19 protein-coding genes are annotated in these 25,133 nt (G+C 61.9%); 15 read left to right on the forward strand and 4 right to left on the reverse strand.

Annotated elements, in window-relative coordinates; all coding sequences use genetic code 11:
• The first annotated feature begins 288 nt into the window (after positions 1 to 288).
• From BLP82_RS26100 to yccS, 12 genes are all read left to right on the forward strand, one after another.
• A complete protein-coding gene (locus BLP82_RS26100; RefSeq protein ID WP_072405846.1) occupies positions 289 to 1,236 on the forward strand; it encodes a choline ABC transporter substrate-binding protein in 948 nt (315 codons plus the stop codon).
• Positions 1,237 to 1,307: 71 nt separating this feature from the next.
• Positions 1,308 to 2,153 carry a choline ABC transporter permease subunit gene (gene choW / locus BLP82_RS26105; RefSeq protein WP_014340605.1) on the forward strand — a complete coding sequence of 282 codons (846 nt, stop codon included), beginning with the start codon at positions 1,308 to 1,310 and terminating at the stop codon, positions 2,151 to 2,153.
• Complete coding sequence (gene choV / locus BLP82_RS26110; protein WP_072405847.1) at positions 2,150 to 3,328, forward strand: choline ABC transporter ATP-binding protein; 1,179 nt, start codon at positions 2,150 to 2,152, stop codon at positions 3,326 to 3,328. The genes choW and choV overlap by 4 nt, the downstream gene beginning before the upstream one ends.
• A 494-nt stretch (positions 3,329 to 3,822) precedes the next feature.
• Positions 3,823 to 4,443: a transcriptional regulator BetI gene (betI, locus tag BLP82_RS26115; protein ID WP_092175126.1), complete on the forward strand. Its 621-nt coding sequence runs from the start codon at positions 3,823 to 3,825 to the stop codon at positions 4,441 to 4,443.
• 79 nt (positions 4,444 to 4,522) lie between these two features.
• Positions 4,523 to 5,995, forward strand: a complete 1,473-nt coding sequence (gene betB / locus BLP82_RS26120) for a betaine-aldehyde dehydrogenase (protein WP_092175129.1) — start codon at positions 4,523 to 4,525, stop codon at positions 5,993 to 5,995.
• A 207-nt stretch (positions 5,996 to 6,202) separates the two neighbouring features.
• Positions 6,203 to 7,906 carry a choline dehydrogenase gene (gene betA, locus BLP82_RS26125; RefSeq protein WP_092175133.1) on the forward strand — a complete coding sequence of 568 codons (1,704 nt, stop codon included), beginning with the start codon at positions 6,203 to 6,205 and terminating at the stop codon, positions 7,904 to 7,906.
• A 371-nt stretch (positions 7,907 to 8,277) separates the two neighbouring features.
• On the forward strand, positions 8,278 to 9,720 hold the full coding sequence (locus BLP82_RS26130) for a TldD/PmbA family protein (RefSeq protein ID WP_092175137.1): 1,443 nt from the start codon (positions 8,278 to 8,280) through the stop codon (positions 9,718 to 9,720).
• Entirely contained in the window at positions 9,720 to 11,057 is a 1,338-nt protein-coding gene (locus BLP82_RS26135) for a TldD/PmbA family protein (RefSeq protein WP_092175141.1), read from the forward strand. The genes BLP82_RS26130 and BLP82_RS26135 overlap by 1 nt, the downstream gene beginning before the upstream one ends.
• A gap of 193 nt (positions 11,058 to 11,250) precedes the next feature.
• Positions 11,251 to 12,678 (forward strand): multidrug transporter subunit MdtD, encoded by a 1,428-nt coding sequence (gene mdtD / locus BLP82_RS26140; RefSeq protein ID WP_092175145.1) that lies wholly within the window; start codon positions 11,251 to 11,253, stop codon positions 12,676 to 12,678.
• A 339-nt stretch (positions 12,679 to 13,017) separates the two neighbouring features.
• A complete protein-coding gene (dbpA, locus tag BLP82_RS26145) occupies positions 13,018 to 14,355 on the forward strand; it encodes an ATP-dependent RNA helicase DbpA (protein WP_237140825.1) in 1,338 nt (445 codons plus the stop codon).
• 143 nt (positions 14,356 to 14,498) lie between these two features.
• Positions 14,499 to 15,677: a BaiN/RdsA family NAD(P)/FAD-dependent oxidoreductase gene (locus BLP82_RS26150; RefSeq protein ID WP_092175148.1), complete on the forward strand. Its 1,179-nt coding sequence runs from the start codon at positions 14,499 to 14,501 to the stop codon at positions 15,675 to 15,677.
• Positions 15,678 to 15,909: 232 nt separating this feature from the next.
• Positions 15,910 to 18,093, forward strand: coding sequence for a YccS family putative transporter (gene yccS / locus BLP82_RS26155; protein WP_092175151.1), 2,184 nt, complete (start codon positions 15,910 to 15,912; stop codon positions 18,091 to 18,093).
• 129 nt (positions 18,094 to 18,222) lie between these two features.
• On the opposite strand, the gene BLP82_RS26160 is transcribed toward yccS, so the two are convergent.
• Entirely contained in the window at positions 18,223 to 18,960 is a 738-nt protein-coding gene (locus BLP82_RS26160; RefSeq protein ID WP_092175155.1) for a substrate-binding periplasmic protein, read from the reverse strand.
• Between the two features lie 261 nt (positions 18,961 to 19,221).
• On the opposite strand from BLP82_RS26160, the gene BLP82_RS26165 reads away from it, so the two are divergent.
• Entirely contained in the window at positions 19,222 to 19,674 is a 453-nt protein-coding gene (locus BLP82_RS26165; protein ID WP_092175159.1) for a GNAT family N-acetyltransferase, read from the forward strand.
• A 105-nt stretch (positions 19,675 to 19,779) separates the two neighbouring features.
• On the opposite strand, the gene BLP82_RS26170 is transcribed toward BLP82_RS26165, so the two are convergent.
• From BLP82_RS26170 to BLP82_RS26180, 3 genes are read right to left on the reverse strand one after another with little or no spacing between them, the layout of a single operon-like run.
• On the reverse strand, positions 19,780 to 20,076 hold the full coding sequence (locus BLP82_RS26170) for a winged helix-turn-helix domain-containing protein (RefSeq protein ID WP_092175162.1): 297 nt from the start codon (positions 20,074 to 20,076) through the stop codon (positions 19,780 to 19,782).
• A 4-nt stretch (positions 20,077 to 20,080) separates the two neighbouring features.
• Complete coding sequence (locus tag BLP82_RS26175; RefSeq protein WP_092175168.1) at positions 20,081 to 20,584, reverse strand: M48 metallopeptidase family protein; 504 nt, start codon at positions 20,582 to 20,584, stop codon at positions 20,081 to 20,083.
• A gap of 42 nt (positions 20,585 to 20,626) precedes the next feature.
• Complete coding sequence (locus tag BLP82_RS26180; protein ID WP_092175172.1) at positions 20,627 to 22,750, reverse strand: putative bifunctional diguanylate cyclase/phosphodiesterase; 2,124 nt, start codon at positions 22,748 to 22,750, stop codon at positions 20,627 to 20,629.
• Positions 22,751 to 23,071: 321 nt separating this feature from the next.
• Here BLP82_RS26180 and BLP82_RS26185 point away from each other — a divergent pair, with 321 nt between their 5' ends.
• Together BLP82_RS26185 and BLP82_RS26190 are read left to right on the forward strand one after the other, a co-directional pair.
• Positions 23,072 to 23,740, forward strand: a complete 669-nt coding sequence (locus BLP82_RS26185; protein WP_060740254.1) for a polysaccharide lyase family 7 protein — start codon at positions 23,072 to 23,074, stop codon at positions 23,738 to 23,740.
• A 332-nt stretch (positions 23,741 to 24,072) separates the two neighbouring features.
• Positions 24,073 to 24,741, forward strand: a complete 669-nt coding sequence (locus tag BLP82_RS26190; RefSeq protein ID WP_092175176.1) for a polysaccharide lyase family 7 protein — start codon at positions 24,073 to 24,075, stop codon at positions 24,739 to 24,741.
• Positions 24,742 to 25,133: the final 392 nt, after the last annotated feature.

Raw genomic sequence — 25,133 nt, forward strand, 5'->3', positions numbered from 1 at the left:
ACCAGCGCCGCCCGTCCCTGACCCCGGTTCTGCGGCGTTTTTCTGCGTGTCAGAGGCCCGTCAGGGGCGGAAAAAATCTGTAAACGACGTCACCGACACTGGATGCGACCATCCCTGTACTGGATACGACCCACCCTGTAGGCGTCAGATTTGCACTGGTACATGATCGGTTACGGCTCGTTTGCAAGGCCGCGTGTCAGAGAGTGCCCACGCGCCACCAACCGCAACATCCAATTAAGCGTGGTTGTCCTGACCGGACACCGCCGATAAAACACCAGGAGTCCACCCATGAAAGGTTCCAAGCCGTTGTTGTTGGCCGCCATGCTGAGTCTTCCGATGCTGGCCAACGCTGCAGAACCCGAAAAGTGCAGCACCGTCAACTTCTCCGATGTCGGCTGGACCGACATTACCGTGACCACGGCGACCACCAGCGTGGTGCTGGACGCGCTGGGCTACAAGACCAAGACCACCATGATTTCCGTGCCGGTGACCTACAAGTCCCTGGCCGATGGCAAGAACATGGATGTATTCCTCGGCAACTGGATGCCGACCATGGAAAACGACATCAAGGCCTACCGCGAAGCCGGCACCGTGGAAACCGTGCGCACCAACCTCAAGGGCGCCAAATACACCCTCGCCGTGCCCCAGGCCCTGTATGACAAGGGTCTGCATGACTTCGCCGACATCCCCAAATTCAAGAAAGAGCTGGACGGCAAGATCTACGGCATCGAACCGGGCAACGACGGCAACCGCCTGATCCAGAGCATGATCGAAAAGAACGCCTTCGGCCTGAAGGACGCCGGCTTCAAAGTCGTCGAGTCGAGTGAAGCGGGCATGCTCTCCCAGGTCGACCGCGCCTCCAAGCGTGGCACCGACGTGGTGTTCCTTGGCTGGGCGCCACACCCGATGAACACGCGCTTCAAGATCCAGTACCTGACCGGCGGCGACGACTTCTTCGGCCCCGACTTCGGTGCCGCTACCGTAGCGACCAACACCCGCAAGGGCTACAGCCAGGAATGCAGCAACGTTGGCCAACTGTTGAAAAACCTGGAGTTCACCGTCGACATGGAAAGCACGCTGATGGGCAACGTGCTCGACGACAAGATGAAACCTGAGGCCGCCGCCAAGGCCTGGCTGAAGAAAAACCCACAGGTACTCGATACCTGGCTCGCTGGCGTGACCACCATTGACGGTAAACCTGGCCTGGAAGCCGTGAAAGCCAAGCTTGCGCAATAACTGCTTATGTTATGCCGGGCGAGTTCGCTCGCCCGGGCTGTTTATTCCCTTGCATGCGGACGTTCACTACCATGCTTATTGATCAGAAAATACCTTTGGGCCAGTACATCGCGGGCTTTGTCGAATGGTTGACGCAAAACGGCGCCAACACATTCGACGCAATCGCGCTGTTTCTGGAAACGATGATTCACGGCGTGACGTTTGCGCTGACCTGGTTCAACCCCCTGGCCCTGATCGGCCTCATCGCGCTATTGGCGCACTTCATCCAGCGCAAATGGGGCCTGACCGTATTTGTCATCGCGTCCTTCCTGCTGATTCTCAACCTGGGTTACTGGCAAGAAACCATGGAAACCCTCGCCCAGGTGCTGTTCGCGACCCTGGTCTGCGTGCTGATCGGCGTGCCGCTGGGCATTGTTGCCGCGCACAAGCCGATGTTCTACACAATGATGCGGCCGGTACTCGATCTGATGCAGACCGTACCGACCTTCGTCTACCTCATTCCTACCCTGACCCTTTTCGGTCTGGGTGTGGTCCCGGGCCTGATCTCCACGGTGGTGTTCGCGATTGCCGCGCCCATCCGCCTGACCTACCTGGGCATCCGCGACGTTCCGGACGAACTGATGGACGCCGGCAAAGCCTTCGGCTGCTCCCGTCGCCAACTCCTGTCGCGCATCGAACTGCCCCATGCGATGCCCAGCATCGCGGCCGGTATCACCCAGTGCATCATGCTGTCGTTGTCGATGGTGGTGATCGCCGCGCTGGTGGGTGCCGATGGCCTGGGCAAACCCGTGGTCAACGCACTGAACACCGCCGATATCGCCCTGGGCTTCGAAGCAGGCCTGGCGATCGTATTGCTGGCGATCATGCTCGACCGAATCTGCAAACAACCCGACGCTAAAGTAGGGGGTGACGCATGAGCATCATTCGTTTCGAAGACGTCGATGTTATTTTCTCCAACCGCCCCAAGGCCGCGCTGGACCTGCTGGACAAGGGTTTTTCGCGCCCCGAGATCCTGCAGCAGACCGGCCTGATCGTCGGCGTGGAAAAAGCCAGCCTATCCATCGAGAAGGGTGAGATCTGCGTCTTGATGGGCCTTTCCGGCTCAGGCAAATCCAGCCTGCTGCGCTGCATCAACGGCTTGAACACCGTCAGTCGTGGCAAGTTGTTCGTCGAGCATGAAGGACGGCAGATCGACATCGCCTCCTGCTCCCCCGCCGAACTGAAGATGATGCGCACCAAGCGCATCGCCATGGTGTTCCAGAAGTTCGCCCTGATGCCTTGGCTGACGGTGCGCGAGAACATCAGCTTCGGCCTGGAAATGCAGGGCCGTCCCGAGAAGGAACGGCGCAAGCTGGTGGATGAAAAACTCGAGCTGGTGGGCCTGACCCAGTGGCGCAACAAGAAGCCCGACGAGCTGTCCGGCGGTATGCAACAACGGGTCGGCCTGGCCCGCGCCCTGGCGATGGACGCCGACATCCTGCTGATGGACGAACCATTTTCGGCCCTCGACCCGCTGATCCGCCAGGGCTTGCAGGACGAACTGTTGGAACTGCAACGCAAACTGCAAAAGACCATCGTGTTCGTCAGCCATGACCTGGACGAAGCCCTCAAACTGGGCACGCGGATCGCCATCATGAAAGACGGCAAGATCATCCAGTACAGCAAGCCGGAAGAGATCGTGCTGAACCCGGCGGACGACTATGTGCGCACCTTCGTCGCCCACACCAACCCACTCAACGTGCTCTGCGGTCGCAGCCTGATGCGCACCCTGGACAACTGCAAGCGCATCAACGGTTCGGTCTGCCTGGATCCGGGCGGCGACTCCTGGCTCGACCTGGCCGAAGGCAACACCATCAAGGGCGCCCGGCAGAACGGCGCAGCCCTGGACCTGCAAAACTGGGCACCGGGCCAATCAGTGGAAGACCTGGGCCGGCGTCCGACCCTGGTGGATTCCAACATCGGCATGCGCGACGCGTTGCAGATTCGCTACCAGACCGGCAACAAACTGGTGCTCCACGATAACCAGAAAGTCGTCGGGATCCTGGGCGACAGCGAGCTGTACCACGCATTGCTCGGCAAGAACCTGGGCTGAGCCCACGCACAAAAACGCCGCGAGATGATCGCGGCGTTTTTGTTTGTGCACTGCTGACTGCTGACTGCTGACAAGCTTGACCTGGAATGCAAACAACTGTGGCGAGGGGATTTATCCCCGCTGGGCTGCGCAGCAGCCCCAAAAACTGCGAACTCATTCCACCTGACACACCGAGACATCTGGCTATGGGGCTGCTTCGCAGCCCAACGGGGATAAATCCCCTCGCCACAACAGTATTCCAGCTATCAATCGGCGTCAGGCCTTCACACCGACCGACGAGTGTTATAAAGACATCCCGAAAAAGTCCTCGCCCCGCGCGCGGCGGTTTCCCATGTGCCTTCAGGCGCCATTTACACATGGAATCCCGACAAGCAGCGACGACTTGTCATAGAACTTTGTTTTTGTTGATTGAACGTTCAATCAAAACAAAATAGACTGGCCCTCGCCAGGACGGACTGCACTCGTCCGCCTGCAGGCCTAAGGAGATGTGCTAGATGCCCAAGGTCGGTATGCAACCCATCCGCCGCCAACAATTGATCGAAGCCACATTGCAAGCGGTCGATCAGGTCGGAATGGGGGACGCCAGCATTGCGCTGATCGCCCGTTTGGCCGGTGTCTCCAACGGCATCATCAGTCACTACTTTCAGGACAAGAACGGCCTGATCGCGGCCACGGCCCAGTACCTGATGACTGTCCTGAGCGAAAACGTCACCGCACGTCGCCAGGCACTGGAGGACACCAGCCCGCGGGCGCACTTGAAGGTGATCATCGAAGGCAACTTCGATGCCAGCCAGGTCAATGGCCCGGCAATGAAAACCTGGCTGGCCTTCTGGGCCACCAGCATGCACCACCCGTCTTTGCACAGGTTGCAGCGGATCAACGATCACCGCCTGTATTCCAACCTGTGTTGCCAGTTTCGCCGCCTGTTGCCCGTTGATCAGGCACGCAGCGCGGCACGGGGCCTGGCCGCGCTGATTGACGGTTTGTGGCTGCGCGGAGCGCTGTCGGGAGACGCGTTCGATACCGCCCAGGCGCACCAGATCGCTTACGAATACATGGATTTCCAACTGGCCAAGGCAGGGGCGCCAGAGCACACAGAACCGCTCGACTCCTGAACCCCCACCGCAGCGCGTAGTCAGCTATAAACGACACGCTCGGTGGCCAGCCAACCACTCATGCACTTGCGAGGACTTTATGGCCCGTTTCGAACTGCAAAAACTCTACATCGATGGCGCGTACAGCGATGCCAGCGGCGACGCCACTTTCGAAGCCATCAACCCGGCCAACGGTGAAGTACTCGCCCTGGTGCAGCGCGCAACGTTCGAGGACGTCGAGCGCGCCGTGGTGAGCGCCGAAAAGGGCCAGAAAGTCTGGGCCGCCATGACCGCCATGCAGCGTTCGCGCATCCTGCGCCGCGCCGTGGACATCCTGCGCGAGCGCAACGATGAACTGGCCGCCCTGGAAACCCTGGACACCGGCAAGGCCTACTCCGAAACCCGTTACGTCGACATCGTCACCGGCGCCGACGTGCTGGAATACTACGCCGGCCTGGTGCCTGCCATCGAAGGCGAGCAGGTTCCGCTGCGCACCACCTCATTCGTCTACACCCGTCGCGAGCCCCTGGGCGTGGTGGCCGGTATCGGCGCGTGGAACTACCCGATCCAGATCGCCCTGTGGAAATCCGCCCCGGCCCTGGCGGCTGGCAACGCGATGATCTTCAAACCGAGCGAAGTCACCTCGCTGACCACCCTGAAACTGGCCGAGATCTACACCGAAGCCGGCGTTCCAGCGGGTGTGTTCAACGTATTGACCGGTAGCGGTCGTGAAGTCGGCACTTGGCTGACCGAGCACCCGCGCATCGAGAAAATCTCCTTCACCGGCGGCACCGACACCGGCAAGAAAGTCATGGCCAGTGCCTCGAGTTCTTCGCTCAAGGACGTGACCATGGAGCTGGGCGGCAAGTCGCCGCTGATCATCTTCGACGACGCCGACCTGGATCGCGCCGCCGACACCGCGATGATGGCCAACTTCTACAGCTCCGGCCAGGTCTGCACCAACGGCACCCGCGTGTTCGTACCGAGCCACCTCAAGGCCGCCTTCGAAGCCAAGATCGCCGAGCGTGTGGCACGCATCCGCGTTGGCAACCCGGAGGATGAAAACACCAATTTCGGCCCGCTGGTGAGCTTCGCCCACATGGAAAGCGTGCTGGGCTACATCGAGAAAGGCAAAGCCGAAGGCGCGCGCCTGCTGTGCGGCGGCGGTCGCCTCACTGAAGGCGAATTCGCCAAGGGCGCGTTCGTCGCTCCGACCGTGTTCACCGATTGCACCGATGAGATGACCATCGTGCGTGAAGAAATCTTCGGCCCGGTGATGAGCATCCTCACCTATGACACCGAAGAAGAAGTGATCCGCCGCGCCAACGACACCGACTTCGGCCTGGCCGCCGGCGTCGTGACCCGCGACCTGAACCGCGCCCACCGCGTGATCCACCAGCTCGAAGCCGGTATCTGCTGGATCAACGCCTGGGGCGAATCGGCGGCTGAAATGCCGGTGGGCGGCTACAAGCAATCGGGCGTGGGCCGTGAGAACGGCATCAGTTCGCTGAACAACTTCACGCGAATCAAGTCGGTACAGGTCGAACTGGGCGATTACGCGTCGGTGTTCTGATTGGACATGAGGCCTTGAGTGAACGCTGTTGTGGCGAGGGGATTTATCCCCGCTGGGCCGCGAAGCGGCCCCAAAAGCTGCGAACTCATTCTGCCTGATACACCGAGATACCAGGTTCCGGGGCTGCTTCGCAGCCCAGCGGGGATAAATCCCCTCGCCACAAAGGCAACCGCGACCTGAACCCAATTCAAAAAGAGGGTGCATTTCATGTCCCAAGAATTCGATTACATCATCATCGGTGCCGGCTCGGCCGGTAACACCCTGGCCACCCGCCTGACCGAAGACGAGGGCGTCACCGTCCTGCTGCTCGAAGCCGGCGGCCCGGACTATCGCCTGGACTTCCGCACGCAAATGCCTGCCGCCCTGGCATTCCCGCTGCAAGGCCGGCGCTACAACTGGGCCTACGAGACCGACCCGGAGCCGCACATGAACGGCCGCCGCATGGAATGCGGTCGCGGCAAGGGCCTGGGCGGTTCTTCGCTGATCAACGGCATGTGCTACATCCGCGGCAACGCCCTGGACTATGACAACTGGGCAAAACTGCCTGGCCTCGAGGACTGGACGTACCTGGACTGCCTGCCCTACTTCAGAAAAGCCGAGACCCGGGACATCGGCCCGAACGACTACCACGGCGGCGACGGCCCGGTCAGCGTGACCACGCCCAAGGCCGGCAACAACCCGTTGTTCCACGCCATGGTCGAAGCCGGCGTGCAGGCTGGTTACCCGCGTACCGAAGACCTCAACGGCTACCAGCAGGAAGGTTTCGGCCCGATGGACCGTACCGTCACGCCCAACGGCCGTCGGGCCAGCACCGCCCGCGGTTACCTGGATGTCGCCAAGAAGCGCTCGACCCTGACCATCGTCACCCACGCCCTGACCGACAAGATCATCTTCGAAGGCAAACGCGCGGTCGGCGTGCGTTACCTGGTGGGCGCGGCTGAAGAACGTGTCGAAGCCCGGGCACGCAAGGAAGTGCTGTTGTGCTCCGGCGCCATCGCCTCGCCACAGATCTTGCAACGCTCCGGCGTCGGCCCGGCCCAATTGCTGGAAAGCCTCGACATCCCGGTGGTCCATGACCTGCCGGGGGTCGGTGAGAACCTGCAGGATCACTTGGAGCTGTACCTGCAATACGCCTGCACCCAACCGGTCTCGCTGTACCCCTCGCTGCTCTGGTACAACCAGCCGGCCATCGGTGCCGAATGGCTGTTCAACGGCACCGGTATCGGTGCCAGCAACCAATTCGAGGCCGGCGGTTTCATCCGCACCCGCCCGGATTTCGATTGGCCGAACATCCAATACCACTTCCTGCCGGTGGCGATTAACTACAACGGCAGCAACGGCGTGAAGGAACACGGTTTCCAGGCGCACATGGGCTCCATGCGCTCGCCAAGCCGCGGCCGGATCCAGGCCAAGTCCAAGGACCCGCGCCAACACCCGAGCATCCTGTTCAACTACATGGCGACCGAGCAGGACTGGCAGGAATTTCGCGACGGCATCCGCCTGACCCGCGAGATCATGCAGCAACCGGCACTCGACCCGTTCCGGGGTCGCGAGATCAGCCCGGGCATCGAGGTGCAGACGGACGCGCAACTGGACCAGTTCATCCGCGAACACGCCGAAACCGCGTTCCACCCGTCCTGCTCGTGCAAGATGGGCACCGACGACATGGCCGTGGTGGACGGCGAAGGCCGCGTGCATGGCATGCAAGGGCTACGCGTGGTGGATGCCTCGATCATGCCGATCATCACCACCGGCAACCTGAACGCGCCGACGATCATGATCGCCGAGAAAATCGCCGACAAGATCCGCGGCCGCAAGCCCCTGCCACGCAGCACCGCCCCGTACTACGTGGCCGGCGACGCGCCGGTGCGCGGCAAGCCACTGCGGGAAGTTGGGCCAATGGCTCAGTAAGACTCAGGACCGCCATCGCGAGCAAGCTCGCTCCCACAAAGGGCACGGTGGCTGGCACAGATCTTGTGCTCGCCGAAAGGCCCATGTGGGAGCGAGCTTGCTCGCGATGGCGGTGGATTGGCTTGCATCAATGTCGGATGTACCGCCGTCTTCGCGGGCAAGCCCGCTCCCACAAAGGCACGACGGCCAGCCACGGATTCCGTGGTCGCCGAAGATCCAGTGTGGGAGCGGGCTTGCTCGCGAAAGCGTCCGCCCTGACAACCTCAGTATCCCCTTCTACCTTGATCCCACCCCCACCCCAGGCCTAATCTAGAGCCGCCGCGTCAATGCGCCGCACCTCGCTGCATCGCCACTCCAGACAAGGAGGTTTCATGTTCGACTTCCACCCCCGGCTCAAGGAGCGTTTTGCTGCCTTGCGCACGGGCGCTGAATTCTTTTCCCTGCGTTACGTGCGCGAATCCGGCCAGCATTTGTCGGTGCGCAAGAACGTCGCCGAACCGCCCAGCCTGAACCGTGATGAAGGTGCGATGCTCACCGCGCGAGTCAACGGTGTCGAGGCATATGCCGCCACCAACGACCTGTCCCAGGCCGGCCTGCAAGCGGCACTGGAACGCGCCGAGCAGCATGCTCGCCAGCTCAAGCCCCATGCCTTGCTCGATCTGCGCGAACAAGCCGTGTCCAGTGACCGCGCCGACTACTTCTCGCCACATTTCGACCAGGCCTTCCCGCCCCTGAGCGACTGCTACCAATTGCTCGGCGACGAATCGGCTGCGGTGCCCCAGGACGAGCGCCTGGTGAACTGGCAGGCCAGCATCGGGCTGACCCAGGTCGAGCAGATCTACCTCAACAGTGCCGGCGCTGAACTGCGCCAGGCCCAACGCTTCATCTACCCAGCCCTGGAAGTCACCGCCTTCGACGGAAACGACAGCCAGACCCGTACCCTGGGCCGGGAGAACTTCGGCCAGCAAGGCGGCTTCGATGTGATCAGCCGCTGCGGCCTGATCGGTGCCGGGCCGAAAATCGCCGACCAGGCCCTGCAGTTGCTGATGGCGCCGAACACGCCACAAGGCCCCCGAGACCTGCTGCTGATGCCCGACCAGATGATGCTGCAGATCCACGAGTCCATCGGCCATCCGCTGGAACTGGACCGCATCCTGGGGGACGAACGCAATTACGCCGGCACCAGCTTCGTCAAGGCCAGCGATTTCGGCCACCTGCAATATGGCTCTGGCCTGTTGAACGTGACCTTCGACCCGAACATTCCCGAAGAACTGGCCAGCTACAGCCACGACGACGACGGCAGCGCCGCCAGCAAACAGTTTCTGATTCGCGAAGGCCTGTTGCTGCGTCCACTGGGCGGCGCGCTGTCACAGTTCCGCGCCGGCCTCGACGGTGTCGCCAACAGCCGCGCCTGCGGCTGGAATCGGCCACCCATCGACCGCATGGCGAACCTGAACATCGAACCCGGCGACCAGTCCCTGGCGCAACTGATCCAGGGCACCGAACATGGCGTGCTGATGCGCACCAATCGTTCCTGGTCCATCGACGACGCCCGCAACAAATTCCAGTTCGGCTGCGAGTGGGGCCAGTTGATCGAGAACGGCGAGCTCAAGGGCGTGGTGAAGAACCCCAACTACCGGGGCATTTCCGCGCAATTCTGGAAGAGCCTGCGCGCAGTGGGCGATGCCAGCACCCTCCAGGTCCTGGGCACGCCGAACTGTGGCAAGGGCGAACCGAACCAGGTCATCCGCGTCGGCCATGCGTCGCCCGCCTGTGTGTTCAGCAACATTGATGTATTTGGGGGAGATGCCTGATGAGTACCGTCAATAGTCAGGCCGGGGCGTTCAAGGCGTTGGTCGACTGGCTGCATGATGCGTTGCATGAACCTGAACAGTTCACCCTCGGCTACGCCGCCGAGTCTTCGGCCTTCGTCCGTTTCAACCATGGCAAGGTCCGCCAGGCCGGCCAGGTGCAGCAAGCCAATGTCAGTTTCAAACTGATCGACGACGGGCGCCACGCCGATTTGCAGATCACCTTGTCCGGCGACCTCGAGACGGACCTGCAACGCCTGGCCGAAGGCCTGCAACAACTGCGCGAAACCTTGCCGCTGCTGCCCGCCGATCCCTACTTGCTGCTCAATCCCGCCCCCTGGCAAAGCAACAATGTGCAGGACCATCCATTGCCCGAGACGGAACAGGCCGTTACCGAAATCACCCGCGCCGCCGAAGGCCTGGACCTGGTGGGGTTCTATGCCGCCGGGCCCATCAGCCGTGGTTTCGCCAGTTCTTCGGGGGCGTTCGGCTGGCATCAGGCCAACAGCTTCAACTTCGACTTCAGCCTGTTCCATGACAATGGCCAGGCGGTGAAAGCCAGCTACGCCGGGCATGAATGGAGCAGTGACGGATTTGCCCGGCGCTTCGAACAGGCCCGCGAGCAACTGGAGTTTCTCGGCCGCCCGCTACGCACGTTACCGCCCGGCGAATATCGCGCCTACCTGGCGCCGGCCGCTCTGGAAGAGATCATGGGCATGCTCAGTTGGGGCGGGTTCTCGGCCCGTGCAATCGCCAGCAAGCAAAGCCCGCTGCAGAAGTTCTACGCTGGCGAAGCCCACTTCAGCCCCAACGTGTGGCTGGCGGAGCAGGTCAGCGGTTCCTTGAGCCCGGCGTTTTCCGACGAAGGTTATCCCCGCGATGACCTGGGGTTGATCGCCAAGGGCACGGCCAATGCGCGACTGGTCAACTCCCGCAGCGCCGCTGAATATGACCTCGCGGCCAATGGCGCCAGCAGCTACGAATACCCTACGGCGCTGGACATGCGGGGCGGACAACTGGAGCAAAAACACATCCTCGAAGCACTCGGCACCGGGCTGTACATCAGCAACCTCTGGTACCTGAACTACTCGGACCAACCGGCGGCGCGCCTGACCGGCATGACCCGCTTCGCCACGTTCTGGGTCGAGAACGGCCAGATCGTCGCGCCGGTCAGCACCATGCGTTTCGACGACAGCGTCTACAGCCTGCTCGGCTCACAACTGGAAAGCCTGACCCAAGAGCGGGAACTTCTGCTCTCGGCCAGCACCTACAGCCAGCGAGCAACGGCCTCGATGCTATTACCGGGGGCGCTGGTCAAGCGATTGACCTTGACGCTGTAACCAACCAAACACAGGACCTGTGGCGAGGGGATTTATCCCCGCTGGGTTGCGAAGCGACCCCCAAAGGGTAAATGCGTCCTGCCTGACTCACCGAGGCGACAGTTCTGGGGCTGCTTCGCAGCCCAGCGGGGAGAAATCCCCTCGCCACAACAGCGGCACCTGTTCCTGATCAACACGCCATACAAGAGGTCCCATGCCCAACCGCGCACCGCTCGACGCCGTCACCGCCCGCTGGCTCCCATGGGTCGTGGCGATCGCCTTCTTCATGCAGTCCCTGGACGGGACCATCCTCAACACCGCCCTGCCCGCCATGGCCAGCGACCTGGCGGAAAACCCCTTGCGCATGCAGGGCGTGATCATTGCCTACATGCTCACCGTGGCGCTGCTGATCCCGGCCTCGGGCTGGATCGCCGACCGCTTCGGCACCAAGAAGATCTTCTTCGGGGCGATCCTGCTGTTCAGCTTCGGCTCGCTGCTGTGCGCCCTGTCCAATTCGTTGAGCATGCTGATCGGCGCCCGGGTCATCCAGGGCCTGGGCGGTGCGCTGATGCTGCCGGTGGGCAGGCTGGTGGTGCTGCGGGCTTACCCGCGCTCGGAACTGGTGCGGATCATGGGCTTCATCACCATCCCCGGCCTGCTGGGCCCACTGATCGGGCCGACCATGGGCGGCTGGATGGTCGAGTACCTGACGTGGCACTGGATCTTCATCATCAACCTGCCGGTGGGCGTGATCGGTTGTTATGCCGTGTGGAAGTTCATCCCTGACCTGCGTGGCAGCGAGCGCACCCGGTTCGATGGGCTGGGGTTCCTGCTGTTCGGCGCGGCGATGGTGCTGATCACCATCGCCATGGAGGGCCTGGGCGAACTGCACCTGCCGCACCTGCGGGTGATGTTGCTGCTGTTCGGCGGCATGGCCTGCCTGGCGGCCTACTGGCTGCGGGCCGGGCATATCGAGAACGCGCTGTTCCCGCCGTCGCTGTTCAAGACCCGCACCTTCGCGGTGGGCATCCTCGGCAACCTGTTCGCGCGCCTGGGCAGCGGCGCCTTGCCGTTCCTGGTGCCGTTGCTGCTGCAAGTCGCCCTCGGCTATTCACCCTCCCAAGCCGGCATGAGCATGCTACCCCTGGCGGCGGCAGCCATGGTCGCCAAGTCCGTGGCCCGACCGTTGATCGAACGCCTGGGCTATCGCATCGTCCTGACCGGCAATACCGTGGCCCTGGGGGTGATGCTGGCGAGCATGGGCCTGGTCAGCGAACAGACGCCGTACTGGCTGCTGCTGGCGCAACTGGCGGTGCTGGGGGCGATCAACTCGCTGCAATTCACCGCGATGAACACGGTGACCCTGATCGACCTGGACGACGCCAGCGCCAGCAGCGGCAACAGCCTGTTGTCGGTGGTGGCGCAACTGTCCCTGAGCCTCGGCGTGGCCTGCGCCGGCGCCCTGCTCGGCGGCTTTACCGCCCAGGTGGGCAACGACGGAGTGGACACCGTGCTCGGCGCGTTCCAGCTGACATTCGTGACGGTGGGGATCATGGCGATGCTGGCAGCGACGATTTTTTCCCAGTTGTCCAAGCAGGATGGACGGCGACAGAAACGTCCCGATGAGCATATCGAGCATTAAACCGAGCTTGAATGGCTTCGGTGAGCTTTTGTGGCGAGGGGATTTATCCCCGCTGGGCTGCGAAGCAGCCCCAAAAAGGTTGAATGCGATCAGCCTGGCTCACCGAGCTGACAGATTGGGAGCTGCTTCGCAGCCCAACGGGGATAAATCCCCTCGCCACGATAAGTCCCCTGCCACAAACAATCAGCACCGTTGTGATCGTCCTGAGAAAACCACGCTCGTCCAGAACTTTCGAAGAAAGTGGCACGAGGCTGCTACACTGCGCGACATTTTGTTTTGCAGGCCAGTCCCGTGACCACCATTGCCACCGCTTTTAATACTTTGCCGCTGTCCGCCGCCATGCTGGCTAACCTCGAATCACTCGGTTATGCCCAGATGACGCCGATCCAGGCGCAAAGCTTGCCGGTGATCCTCAAGGGCATGGACCTGATCGCCCAAGCCAAGACCGGCAGCGGCAAGACCGCCGCCTTCGGCATCGGCCTGCTGAACCCGATCAACCCACGTTTCTTCGGCTGCCAGGCACTGGTGATGTGCCCGACCCGCGAGCTGGCTGACCAGGTCGCCAAGGAAATCCGTCGCCTGGCCCGCGCCGAAGACAACATCAAGGTCCTGACCCTGTGCGGCGGCGTGTCCTTCGGCCCGCAGATCGCTTCCCTCGAACACGGCGCCCACATCATCGTCGGCACGCCAGGGCGTATCCAGCAGCACCTGCGCAAGGGTTCGCTGGTGCTCGATGGGCTCAATACGCTGATCCTCGACGAAGCCGACCGCATGCTCGACATGGGCTTCTACGACGCCATCGAAGACATCATCCAGCAGACCCCGGAACGCCGCCAGACGCTGCTGTTCTCCGCCACCTACCCGGTGGGCATCAAGCAACTGTCGTCCAAGTTCATGCGTAATCCGCAGCAAGTGAAGGCCGAGGCATTTCACTCCGACGCGCAGATCGAACAACGTTTCTACGAAATCTCCCCCGAGGAGCGCATGGACGCGGTGGTCAAGGTGTTGGCGCATTTCCGTCCGGCCTCCTGCGTGGCGTTCTGCTTCACCAAGCAGCAGGTCCAGGAAACCGTCGACCACCTGAGCGCCAAGGGCATTTCTGCCGTTGGCCTGCACGGCGACCTGGAACAGCGCGACCGCGACCAGGTGCTGGCGATGTTCGCCAACCGCAGCACCTCGGTGCTGGTGGCGACTGACGTGGCGGCCCGCGGCCTGGACATCGATGCCCTGGACATGGTGATCAACGTCGAACTGGCCCGGGACTCGGAAATTCACATCCACCGTGTCGGCCGCACCGGTCGCGCCGGTGAAAAAGGCATCGCCATCAGCCTGGTGGCGCCGTCCGAAGCCCACCGCGCCCAGGCCATCGAGCAACTGCAGAAATCGCCCCTGAGCTGGGACCAGTTGGACAACCTCAAGCCCCAGGGCGGCGGCCCGCTGCTGCCGGCCATGAGCACCCTGTGCATCGGCGCCGGGCGTAAAGACAAGGTCCGCCCCGGCGACATCCTCGGCGCCTTGACCGGCGAAGCCGGCATTCCCGGCGCCCAGGTCGGCAAGATCGCGATCTTCGATTTCCAGGCCTATGTGGCCGTGGAGCGCGGCATCGCCAAACAGGCGCTGCAACGCCTGAACGATGGCAAGATCAAGGGCCGCTCGTTGCGGGTGCGGATCCTCTGACGATGATCGTTCCCACGCTCTGCGTGGGAATGCCGCCCGGGACGCTCTGCGTCCCTTTCTGTCAAGCGTGACGCAGAGCGTCACAGGATGCATTCCCACGCAGAGCGTGGGAACGATCGTAAGAAAGCTGAGAGGACACCGCTTTGCGCTCTACCGAAGTCGTGATCATTGGCGCTGGCGCCGCAGGGTTGATGTGTGCGCTGACCGCGGCCGCGCGCGGGCGGCAGGTGATGCTGCTGGACCACGCCAACAAGGCCGGCAAGAAAATCCTCATGTCGGGCGGTGGACGCTGCAATTTCACCAACATGTACACCGAGCCGGGCAACTTCCTGTCGCAGAACCCGCACTTCTGCAAGTCGGCCCTGGCCCGCTACACCCAGTGGGATTTCATCGCGTTGGTGGCCAAGCACGGCGTGCCCTATCACGAGAAAAAACTCGGCCAGTTGTTCTGCGATAACAAGTCCAGTGACATCCTCGGCCTGCTGCTGGATGAATGCGACCAGGCCGGCGTCAACCTGCACCTCGACACGTCGATCACCCAGATCGAAAAAACCGACGGCGGCTATCTGCTGCAAACCACCCTCGGCGCCCTCACCTGCCAATCCCTGGTGATCGCCACGGGCGGGCTGTCGATCCCGACCCTGGGGGCGACCGGCTTCGGTTATCAGGTGGCGAAACAGTTTGGCCATGCGCTGCTGCCGACCCGCGCCGGGCTGGTGCCGTTCACCATCACCGATCAGCTCAAGGCACTGTGCACCGAGCTGTCGGGCACCTCGGTGGATTGCCTGGTGAGCTGCAACGACCAGAGTTTTCGCGAGAACATCCTGTTCACCCATCGCGGCCTGAGCGGTCCGGCGATCCTGCAGATTTCCTCGTTCTGGGAACCAGGGGACACGGTGCAGATCAACCTGCTGCCCGACCACGACGTGCCGCAATGGCTGCAACAACAGCAGGCCGAACGCCCCAACAGCGAACTCAAGACCCTGTTGGGCGAGCTGTTCACCAAGAAGATGGCCAACCTGCTGGCCGACACCTGGTTCGTCTCCAAACCCATGAAGCAGTACACCCACGGGGAGTTGGCGGACATTGCCGAGAAACTGGCGAGCTGGAACGTCGTCCCCGCCGGCACCGAAGGCTACCGCACCGCCGAAGTCACCCTGGGCGGCGTCGACACCCGGGAGGTTTCGTCCAAGACCATGGAATCGTTGAAAAGCCCTGGCCTGTATTTCATCGGCGAAGTGCTGGACGTCACCGGGCACCTGGGCGGGTTCAACTTCCAATGGGCGTGGGCTTCGGGGTATGCGGCGGCGCAGTACGTCTGATCCGGCATGATTTGAATGTGAGCAGTAACCCTGTGTGCGAGCTTGCTCGCGATAGGGCTGGTTCAGTCAACATCAATGTGACAGGACTGCCGCCATCGCGAGCAAGCTCGCTCCCACAGGGACTGGTGGCGGCTCCCGGAACACTTTTTGCTGTCAGATGTGATCGCCGCCATTGCGTCGGCGTCATTACTGCCTCAATTTAGCGTCATTGCCCGTCAGGCCCGTGCACTTCATGTCATCGAACTCGTTTAGCCAGTCTTTGCGTCGCCTTTGGGCGTTGGATAAGTTCAGTTATAGCGTGCGAGTCTTCATCGCCCTGACCGGCAGCATGGGGCTGTGCTGGTATCTCGACGAGATGGCGCTGCTGATTCCCCTCTTCCTGGGCATCATCGCCAGTGCCCTGGCCGAAACCGACGACAGTTGGCAGGGCCGCCTCAACGCCCTGGCCGTAACCCTGGTGTGTTTCACCGTCGCGGCGTTGTCGGTGGAGTTGTTGTTCCCATATCCCGTGCTGTTCATCATCGCCCTGGCCCTGGCGAGCTTCGGCCTGACCATGCTCGGAGCCCTGGGTGAACGCTATGGCGCGATTGCCTCGGCCACCCTGATTCTTTCGGTCTACACCATGATCGGTGTGGACCAGCGCGGCGGCGCGGTCACCGATTTCTGGCATGAGCCGCTGCTGCTGGTGGCGGGCGCCACGTGGTACGGCCTGCTCTCGGTGCTGTGGCAAGCGCTGTTTTCCAACCAACCGGTGCAGCAAAGCCTGGCGCGGCTGTTCCGCGAGTTGGGACGCTACCTCAAACTCAAATCGTCGCTCCTGGAGCCGATCCGCCAACTCGACATCGAAGCCCGCCGCCTGGAACTGGCCCAGCAGAATGGCCGGGTGGTCGCCGCACTCAACAGCGCGAAGGAAATCATCCTGCACCGCGTGGGCAACGGCCGGCCGGGCTCGAAGGTCAGCCGCTACCTGAAACTGTACTTCCTGGCCCAGGACATCCACGAACGCGCCAGCTCTTCCCACTACCCCTACAACGCCCTGGCCGAAGCGTTCTTCCACAGCGACGTGCTGTTCCGCTGCCAGCGCCTGCTGCGCCAGCAAGGCAAGGCCTGCCAGGCGCTGGCCGAGTCGATCCAACTGCGCCAGCCGTTCGTCTACGACGACACCTTCGCCGAGGCCCTCAACGACCTGCACGCGTCCCTTGAGCACCTGCGCATCCAGAGCAACCCGGCCTGGCGTGGCTTGCTGCGTTCGTTACGGGCGCTGGCGGCGAACCTGGGCACCCTGGACCGCCTGCTCAGCGACGCGAGCAACCCCGACGCCCTGGCCGACGCCACCGACAGCAGCCTGCTGGACCGCTCGCCGCGCAGCCTCAAGGATGTCTGGCTGCGCTTGCGCACCCAACTCACACCCACCTCGCTGCTGTTCCGCCATGCCCTGCGCCTGCCCCTCGCCCTGAGCGTGGGCTACGCCGTGGTGCACATGATCCACCCGTCCCAGGGCTATTGGATCATCCTGACCACGCTGTTCGTGTGCCAACCCAACTACGGCGCGACCCGGCGCAAGCTCGGCCAGCGGATCATCGGCACCGCCATCGGCCTGACGGTGGCCTGGGCGTTGTTCGACCTGTTTCCCAATCCGCTGGTGCAGTCGTGCTTCGCCATTGCCGCCGGGGTGGTGTTCTTTACCAACCGCACCACCCGCTACACCCTGGCAACGGCGGGGATCACCATCATGGTGCTGTTCTGCTTCAATCAGGTGGGCGACGGCTATGGCCTGCTGCTGCCACGGCTGTTCGATACCTTGCTCGGCAGCCTGATCGCCGGGCTGGCGGTGTTCCTGTTCCTGCCCGACTGGCAAGGTCGGCGGCTGAACAAAGTGCTAGCCAACACGCTGACCTGCAACAGCATTTACCTGCGCCAGATCATGCAGCAATACGCCGCTGGCAAAAGTGACGACCTGGCCTACCGCCTGGCCCGACGCAACGCCCACAACGCCGATGCCGCGCTGTCCACCACGCTGGCCAACATGCTGATGGAGCCGGGGCACTTCCGCAAGGAAGCCGATGTGGGGTTCCGCTTCCTGGTGCTGTCCCACACCCTGCTCAGTTACTTGTCCGGCCTGGGCGCCCACCGGGGCACCGAACTGCCGACCGAAGTGCGCGAACAGTTGATCGACGGTGCAGGGGTGAAACTGGCAGCGAGCATCGACGAAATCGCCCAGGGCCTGGCGAGCAAACAGCCGATCGCGATCCAGAGCGACGAAGAGGAAGCCCTGGCCAGCGAGCTTGAGCAGATGCCCGATGAAATCGACGAAGGACAGCGCCTGGTGCAGACGCAACTGGGGTTGATCTGTCGACAGTTGGGGCCGTTGCGCACGCTGGCGGCGCATTTGATCAAAGACACTGGCGAGGCTTGAGGGGTGTGGTGTCCAAGCGGGCCTCATCGCGAGCAAGCTCGCTCCCACATTAGGAATGCCTCCCCCTGTGGATGGACGACATACCCCTGTGGGAGCGAGCTTGCTCGCGATGGGGCCAGCCCAGACACCTTACATCCCATGCGCCTTCAATAACCGCTCATAACTCCCATCCGCCTTCATCGCCGCGATCTCCCGATCGAATCCGGCCACGATCTGCTCATGCTCCGGGTTCTTCAGGCTGACCAGGATGTGCAGGCTGTTTTCGCTCAAGGGTTTGGGCAGGAACTCCACGGCGCTGCGCACCTTGGGCGATTCGCGGGCCAGGTAATAGCGGGCGACGAACTCATCTTCCAGGGTCAACTTCACGCGGTCGGCAGCCAGCATGCGCACCGCCATGGCGAAGTTATGCACCGGGATTTTCTGCATCTGCGGGTCTTCATCGAAATCCTTGGAATAGGCATAACCGCGCACGACAGCGATGGGATAGGCACGCAGCTGTTGCAGGCTGTCGAACTGGATCGCCTCGTCCTTGCGCTTGATGAAGCGCACGCGGTTGATCAGGTATTCGGCCGAGAACCGGCCGATATGGGTGCGCTCCTCGCTGTACCAGGCGTTGATCAGCACGTCATAGCGGCCCTCGCCGATGCCCAGCATCGCTCGGGCCCAGGGCACCTGTTCGAAGTCCGTGGCGTAGCCGGCCCGCGCCAGGGCGGTACTGACGATATCGGTCGCCAGGCCGCCATTGATCAAGGTGGAGTCGGTAAAGGGCGGCCAGGCATCGGCGACCAGGCGCAACTTCTGCGCGCAAGCCTCGTAGCTCAGCAACAGCAACCCGATCAATGCAAGAGCTCGATGCAATCGCGGCATGCCAAACGTCCTTGACGGGTTCAAAGCCCGGTTTTCTTTTTAGCCGAAACTCAACAGGCATCCTCAGACACCCGGTCCTAACATTAGCTCATTGAAACCGCTGCGCAGGGCTGTCACGAAGATTACACAAAGACGACAGCACCGCGACAAAGGAATGATGGCATTTTGGTCTTTGTCACAGATTTTCCGGTCGCGCGAGCAAGAGACTTCCGAGCCAACCACGCTTAATATCGGCAGCAGGTTCTTCAGGAAATTCAAAAAATGGAAATCGAGTGGGTCTGCAAACATCACAGTGACCTGAGCAAGGAACAGCTGTATGCCATCCTCAAACTGCGCTCCGACGTGTTCGTCGTCGAGCAGAACTGCGCCTACCCGGATGTCGACGGGCTGGACCTGGAGGGCGACACCTGCCACCTGATGGCCTGGCACGACAACCACCTGGTGGCCTACCTGCGCTTGCTCGACCCGCACTCGCAGAACAGCGACGTAGTGATCGGACGCGTGATCATCGCCCCCCAGGCCCGCGGGCAGGGGCTGGGTCACACACTGATGGAGCAAGGCCTCAAGCAGGCCGAGAAACATTGGCCCGGAACGTCAATCTCATTGTCGGCCCAGGCGCATTTGCAGGGGTATTACGGGCGGTACGGGTTTGAAGCGGTGGGTGTGGAATACCTGGAGGATGGGATTCCACACATTGGCATGCATCGGCCGTAGGATCTGCCGAAGGCTGCGATCTTTTGATCTTGATCTTTCGCTCAGGACTCAATTGTCTGGGGCAAGATCGCAGCCTCGCTTCGCTCGACAGCTCCTACGCAGCGCCTACGGGTATTCCAACACTGCTTTGATCCGCGGCAGATTCGCCTCGATCCACCCCCGGTCAATTGCCCCCCAGTCGCGAATCCGATAGCGCCCGGCGTGGTTGCGAGCGCCCTCCTCTTGTTCGAACTCACACACGATATCCAGGTCAGCCAGGGCCGCGACCGTGTCCTGGGCGGTGCGGCGCGGCATGCCGGTGACTTCAGTGAGCGCCGGGACGTTGCTGGCCAGGCCGCTGTCGATCAGGTAAGCCACGTACAGGCGACGGTAGAAACTGGTCTTGGTCTTGCTCACGTCCATCCGGTCAGTCCTTGTGAGATTGCAGGTCACGCCAGGTCAGGTACACCCGCAGGTCGAATTCCAGTTGGTGATAACCCGGCAGCATGTGTTCGCAGAGTTGGTAGAAGGCCTTGTTGTGGTCCGACTCCTTGAAGTGGGCCAACTCGTGCACCACGATCATCTTCAGGAACTCGGGCGCCGCGTCCTTGAACAGCGCCGCGATGCGGATTTCCTTCTTGGCCTTGAGCTTGCCGCCCTGCACCCGCGACACCGCGGTGTGCAGGCCAAGGGCTCGGTGGGTCAGGTCCAGGCGACTGTCGAACAACACTTTGTCGATGGCCGGCGCGTTACGCAGGTATTGCTGCTTGAGGTCCAGCGCATAGCCGTACAGGGCCTTGTCGCTCTGGATCGGATGCCGGCCCGGGTAGCGCTGTTGCAGGTAATCGCCCAGGCGATCCTGGGCGATCAATTGCTGCACTTGGGCTTGCAAGGCGGCGGGGTAGGCCTGGAGGTATTTGAGCGCGGTCATCGGCAGGCAACACAGTCACAAGAGGCCGCCAGTGTAGCGAATTCAGGCCTGCACCGCGCTCCAGTCGAAGGGCGTGGCGAAGACATCGGTGTCTTCGGCCATCAACGGACGCGCCACCAGGAACCCCTGCACGAACTCACAGCCGTGGGCATGCAGCCACAGATACTGCTCGCGGGTCTCCACCCCTTCGGCGATGACCCGCAAGCCCAACTGCGTACACAGGTCGATGACCGAGGCGGCCAGCGCGGCGTCCCGGGGCGACCCTGGCAGACGGGCGATCAAGTGTCGATCCAGCTTGAGAGTATCGAGTTCAAGGTCGCGCAGATGCGTCAGCGAACACGGGCCCGACCCGAAGTCATCCAACGCCACGCGCACCCCGAGCTGACGCAGCAACCGCAATTGCTTTTGGGTTTCATCGGGATTGCGCATCAGCGCATCCTCGGTCACCTCGACCTCCAACTGCCGAGGCTTCAAGGCGTGGCGCTCCAGCACCTGGCGCAACTCGGTCACCAGGTTCGGCATGCCGAACTGAGTGCTGCTCAGGCTTACCCCCAACACCAGGTCGTCAGCGAACAAACGCTCCCAGACTTTGCGCTGGGCCGCGCTGCGATGATAAATCCAACTGCCCAGCCGACTGATCAATCGCGCCTCTTCCAGCAACGGCAGGAACAGGCCCGGCGGCACATCGCCGACACTCGGATGCTGCCAGCGCAACAGCGCCTCGAACCCACGGATCCGCCCGTCGACGATGCTCACCTGCGGCTGGTAGACCATATTGAAGTCGCGGTTTTCGATGGCCGAGCGCACGCTCTCTTCCAGCATCAGCCGTGAACGGGCTCGACCGTTCATTTCATGGTCGTAGAAACGGTATTGCTGGCGACCGGCACGCTTGGCTTCGTACATGGCGATGTCGGAGGCCCGCAGCAAGCCATCGAGGTTGGCGCCACAGTCCGGGTACGTCGCGATGCCGATGCTGGCGCCGAGCGCCACGTCCATGCCTTCGATCTGCTGGCAGATCGCGACACGCTCGATGAGTTTCTCCGCAATCTTGGCCGCCTGTTCGGGAAACTCCAGGTCCAGCAGGGCCGTGAACTCGTCACCGCCCAGCCGCGCCAGGATATCGAAGGGGCGCAGGCACGCCTTCAACTGCTCCGACACCCAGCGCAAGACCCGGTCTCCGGCGTCGTGCCCCAGCGAGTCATTGACCCGCTTGAAGCCATCGAGGTCCAGGTACAGCAGCACCCAATTGCTTTCCAGCCGCTCGCTGCGCATCAACAGGTTTTCCGCGGTCTGGTAGAAGCCCCGGCGGTTGAGCAAGCCGGTCAGCGGGTCCGTGACGGCCTGGTATTCGAGCTGCTGGTGCAAGTGGCGAACCACGGACATGTCCTGCAGCGTCACCACCATCGCCTTCTGCTCCGAGGGCAGCGGCGCGCAGGACAAGGCCACCGACACCTGCTGGCCGGGTGCCGTGCGCAGCACCGCGTCATGCAACCGCCAGGTTTCACCACGCCGATAGGCATTATGGATATCGGAATCGGCCCATTCGGGAATATGGGGTTTCTGCAGGAAATCCAGGAACGGCATCCCCTGCAACTGGTCGGCGGTGGCATTGAGCAAACGGCAGGTCGACGGGTTGGCGAAGCGGATACACCCATTCTCATCCACCACGAGGATGCCTTCGGCGGCGTTGTCCAGCACCGAGGCATTGAAGGCCCTGGCCGCCTCGAGATCCTGGCTCAGGCGCTGCAAGGCCCGGCGATTGCGTTGGTGCTCGAGCAATGCCTGGACCTTGGGCTTGAGGATTTGCGGATCGAAGGGCTTGAACAGGTAATCCACGGCGCCACTGGCGTAGCCCTTGATGACCGCGTCCTGGGATTGCTCGTTGGCGGTCAGGAAAATGATCGGCGTGAGTCGCGTGCGCTGGCTGCCACGCATCAGGCGCGCCACTTCGAAACCGTCCATGTCGGGCATCTGCACATCCAGCAGCACCAGGTCGATGTCGTGTTCGAGCAGCAGGGTAAGCGCCTCGACCCCCGAGGACGCGGTCATCACCTGCCAATCCTGCCGCTGCAACAAGGCCCTCATGCTGAGCAGGTTTTCAGGGTAATCATCAACAATCAAAAGGACAGAGCTGTCTTCGCCGGGCGTTGGTTGCGCGCATTCCATGCTGCTTCTCTTATCGGGCGCCACGTCCGTTTTTACGTAGCAAAGCGGACAAATACTGTCCCCTCACTCTAGACCGGGATTTTGAAAAGCAGTAGGTGTCATCAAGCCATCACCCAGACAAAGCTCGAAATAGCCGACTAACGGTCACCCACCTCGGGCACAAAAACTGCAAAGACACCAGCGACGAACAATTGACGTCAATCATCCGCCGGGCGGCTGTCGAAAAACACCCATCCTGCGTGATCAACACGCCCACAACGCGCGAGTTAGAGCCCGCGCCAGGGCTCCAACTTTTTTCGCTTCGTTACGTAGGATCCGGACATGATCGATCTCGCCACCTGGAACTTGAGCATCCCCGAGGGCAGCCCACCGGCAACCATTTCAACCCCGCTACTGGTACAGGGGTTCAAGGACCAATACTTCAACTCCGAAACCGGGACCCTGTTCTTCTGGGCACCGGTGACCGGCGCCAAGACGGAAAACGCGATCTACCCGCGCAGCGAACTGCGGGAGACCTACAGCAACGGTACATTGCGCAACTGGCTGTATTCGGCGGCGGACAACAAACTGGCCGCGACCCTGACCGTCAGCCAGGTGCCCAGCAGCGGCAAGATCGTGATCGGCCAGATCCACGCCAAGGACAGCACCAGCCCCATGGTGAAGCTGGAGTACCAGTACAAGACCTACAGCTCCACCGGCAACATCGTCGCCAAGGTCCGCATACGCCCCGATGACGAATCGGGCCAGGTCATCACCATCGCCACGGGCATCAAGCTGAACCAGTCGTTCTCCTACCTGATTCACCTCAGCCCCGCCGGCGTCCTGACCATCAACGGCGCCGGGTACCAATGGAATACCAACATCAGCAACACCTGGAGCGACAAGCCGCTGTACTTCAAGGCCGGCGTATATGTGCAAGACAACACCGGCTACGTCACCGAAGGCGGGAAAGTGACCTTCAGCATGCTGGATATCGATCACAACCTGTGATTGCGCCCTCTAGTAGCGCCATAGCGGCAGGGAACGCTGCTTGGCTCGTGCGACAAAAACCCCCTATCCGCTGCTTGACGCCCTACAACAGGGCGCCATAGACAGATGCCATATCGCCATGTTCCCGAAAAATTCCTACTAGCCGACTAACGGTCGTCTATCTCGGGCACCAAACCGGCAAACGCAACTCTGACGGACTGTTGACGCCAACCCTCTGCCGTACGAACGTGCCAAATACGCGTTCGCGCCCCCTTTTGGCCTCAGCAAAAGCGCGTCTTAGAGCCCTCCGGCTGTGGCGTAAATCATTTCTTCTTCTCAGAAAGGATCCGAACATGGTCGATCTTGCAACCTGGAACCTGAGCATCCCCGAAGGCAGCCCACCAAAAACCATCGAAACGCCTCGACTGGTGAATGGGTTCAAGGATAAGTACTTCAACTCAGAAGGCAGCACGGTGTACTTCTGGTCGCCTGTCACCGGCACCAAGACTGAAAACGCGATCTACCCGCGCAGTGAATTACGGGAAACCTACAAGGACGGCACCTTGCGCAACTGGGTCTACCCTGACGCCGACAATAAATTGAGCGCGACCCTGGTGGTCAACCAGGTGCCCAGCAGTGGCAAGATCGTGATCGGGCAGATTCATGCCAAGGACAGCAGCAAACCCATGGTGAAACTGGAGTACCAGTACAAGGATGACGGCAAGACTGGCGACATCGTTGCCAAGGTCCGCATGCGCCCCGATGACGATGAGGGTCGGGTTATCACCGTCGCGTCCGGCGTGAAGCTGGCTCAATCCTTCAGTTATCGGCTCCACCTTGATCGTACGGGTGACTTGGGTATTACTGCGGCGGGTCGTAGTTGGTACACCACCATCAGCTCCAAATGGAAGGTCAAGCCGTTGTACTTCAAGGCTGGTGTGTATGTGCAGGACAACAGTGGCTATACCAGCGAGGGTGGGAAGGTGACGTTCAGCAAGTTGGATATCGATCACAACACTTGATTGTGGGCTTTCGATAGAGAGATACCGTGTGTATATCCGTTGCTGCGGTAACGGCGGCTTACGGTTCCGCCCTTACGGCGGGTCACTTTTGAGAAGCGCAAAAGTAACCAAAACGCTTTATGCCCCACCACTCGGCACCTCGCCTAGGCTCGGTGTGCCCTCACTCCGGCATTGCTCCGTGGGCCCGCCGCGAAGGGCCATCCATGGCCCAGCGCGGCTATCCCGGCATCCATGCCGGGATGCCCACTCCACAATGCCTGCGTTCGGCCAGCGTGGTTAACGGGGCGCCGAGATCAACGTCCACCGCGAGGCGGCCTGCCAGCCGGCCTGGCTCTCACGGTCGTACTCCGATCCAATTGTGGGAGCGAGCTTGAACTGGCCTAATAATTCCG

Source organism: Pseudomonas sp. NFACC37-1, assembly GCF_900101575.1.
Classification (GTDB): domain Bacteria; phylum Pseudomonadota; class Gammaproteobacteria; order Pseudomonadales; family Pseudomonadaceae; genus Aquipseudomonas; species Aquipseudomonas fluorescens_AA.

What these genes read in the sequence shown, in the direction of transcription:
- choW (WP_014340605.1), top strand. Translation starts at nt 1,308, where the DNA reads ATGCTTATTGATCAGAAAATACCTTTGGGCCAGTACATCGCGGGCTTT.
- betI (WP_092175126.1), top strand. Translation starts at nt 3,823, where the DNA reads ATGCCCAAGGTCGGTATGCAACCCATCCGCCGCCAACAATTGATCGAA.
- BLP82_RS26185 (WP_060740254.1), top strand. Translation starts at nt 23,072, where the DNA reads ATGATCGATCTCGCCACCTGGAACTTGAGCATCCCCGAGGGCAGCCCA.
- BLP82_RS26190 (WP_092175176.1), top strand. Translation starts at nt 24,073, where the DNA reads ATGGTCGATCTTGCAACCTGGAACCTGAGCATCCCCGAAGGCAGCCCA.
- BLP82_RS26180 (WP_092175172.1), bottom strand. Translation starts at nt 22,750, where the DNA reads ATGGAATGCGCGCAACCAACGCCCGGCGAAGACAGCTCTGTCCTTTTG.
- BLP82_RS26170 (WP_092175162.1), bottom strand. Translation starts at nt 20,076, where the DNA reads ATGGACGTGAGCAAGACCAAGACCAGTTTCTACCGTCGCCTGTACGTG.
- BLP82_RS26165 (WP_092175159.1), top strand. Translation starts at nt 19,222, where the DNA reads ATGGAAATCGAGTGGGTCTGCAAACATCACAGTGACCTGAGCAAGGAA.
- BLP82_RS26175 (WP_092175168.1), bottom strand. Translation starts at nt 20,584, where the DNA reads ATGACCGCGCTCAAATACCTCCAGGCCTACCCCGCCGCCTTGCAAGCC.
- BLP82_RS26100 (WP_072405846.1), top strand. Translation starts at nt 289, where the DNA reads ATGAAAGGTTCCAAGCCGTTGTTGTTGGCCGCCATGCTGAGTCTTCCG.
- betB (WP_092175129.1), top strand. Translation starts at nt 4,523, where the DNA reads ATGGCCCGTTTCGAACTGCAAAAACTCTACATCGATGGCGCGTACAGC.
- betA (WP_092175133.1), top strand. Translation starts at nt 6,203, where the DNA reads ATGTCCCAAGAATTCGATTACATCATCATCGGTGCCGGCTCGGCCGGT.
- choV (WP_072405847.1), top strand. Translation starts at nt 2,150, where the DNA reads ATGAGCATCATTCGTTTCGAAGACGTCGATGTTATTTTCTCCAACCGC.
- dbpA (WP_237140825.1), top strand. Translation starts at nt 13,018, where the DNA reads ATGCTGGCTAACCTCGAATCACTCGGTTATGCCCAGATGACGCCGATC.
- BLP82_RS26160 (WP_092175155.1), bottom strand. Translation starts at nt 18,960, where the DNA reads ATGCCGCGATTGCATCGAGCTCTTGCATTGATCGGGTTGCTGTTGCTG.
- mdtD (WP_092175145.1), top strand. Translation starts at nt 11,251, where the DNA reads ATGCCCAACCGCGCACCGCTCGACGCCGTCACCGCCCGCTGGCTCCCA.
- BLP82_RS26130 (WP_092175137.1), top strand. Translation starts at nt 8,278, where the DNA reads ATGTTCGACTTCCACCCCCGGCTCAAGGAGCGTTTTGCTGCCTTGCGC.
- BLP82_RS26135 (WP_092175141.1), top strand. Translation starts at nt 9,720, where the DNA reads ATGAGTACCGTCAATAGTCAGGCCGGGGCGTTCAAGGCGTTGGTCGAC.
- yccS (WP_092175151.1), top strand. Translation starts at nt 15,910, where the DNA reads ATGTCATCGAACTCGTTTAGCCAGTCTTTGCGTCGCCTTTGGGCGTTG.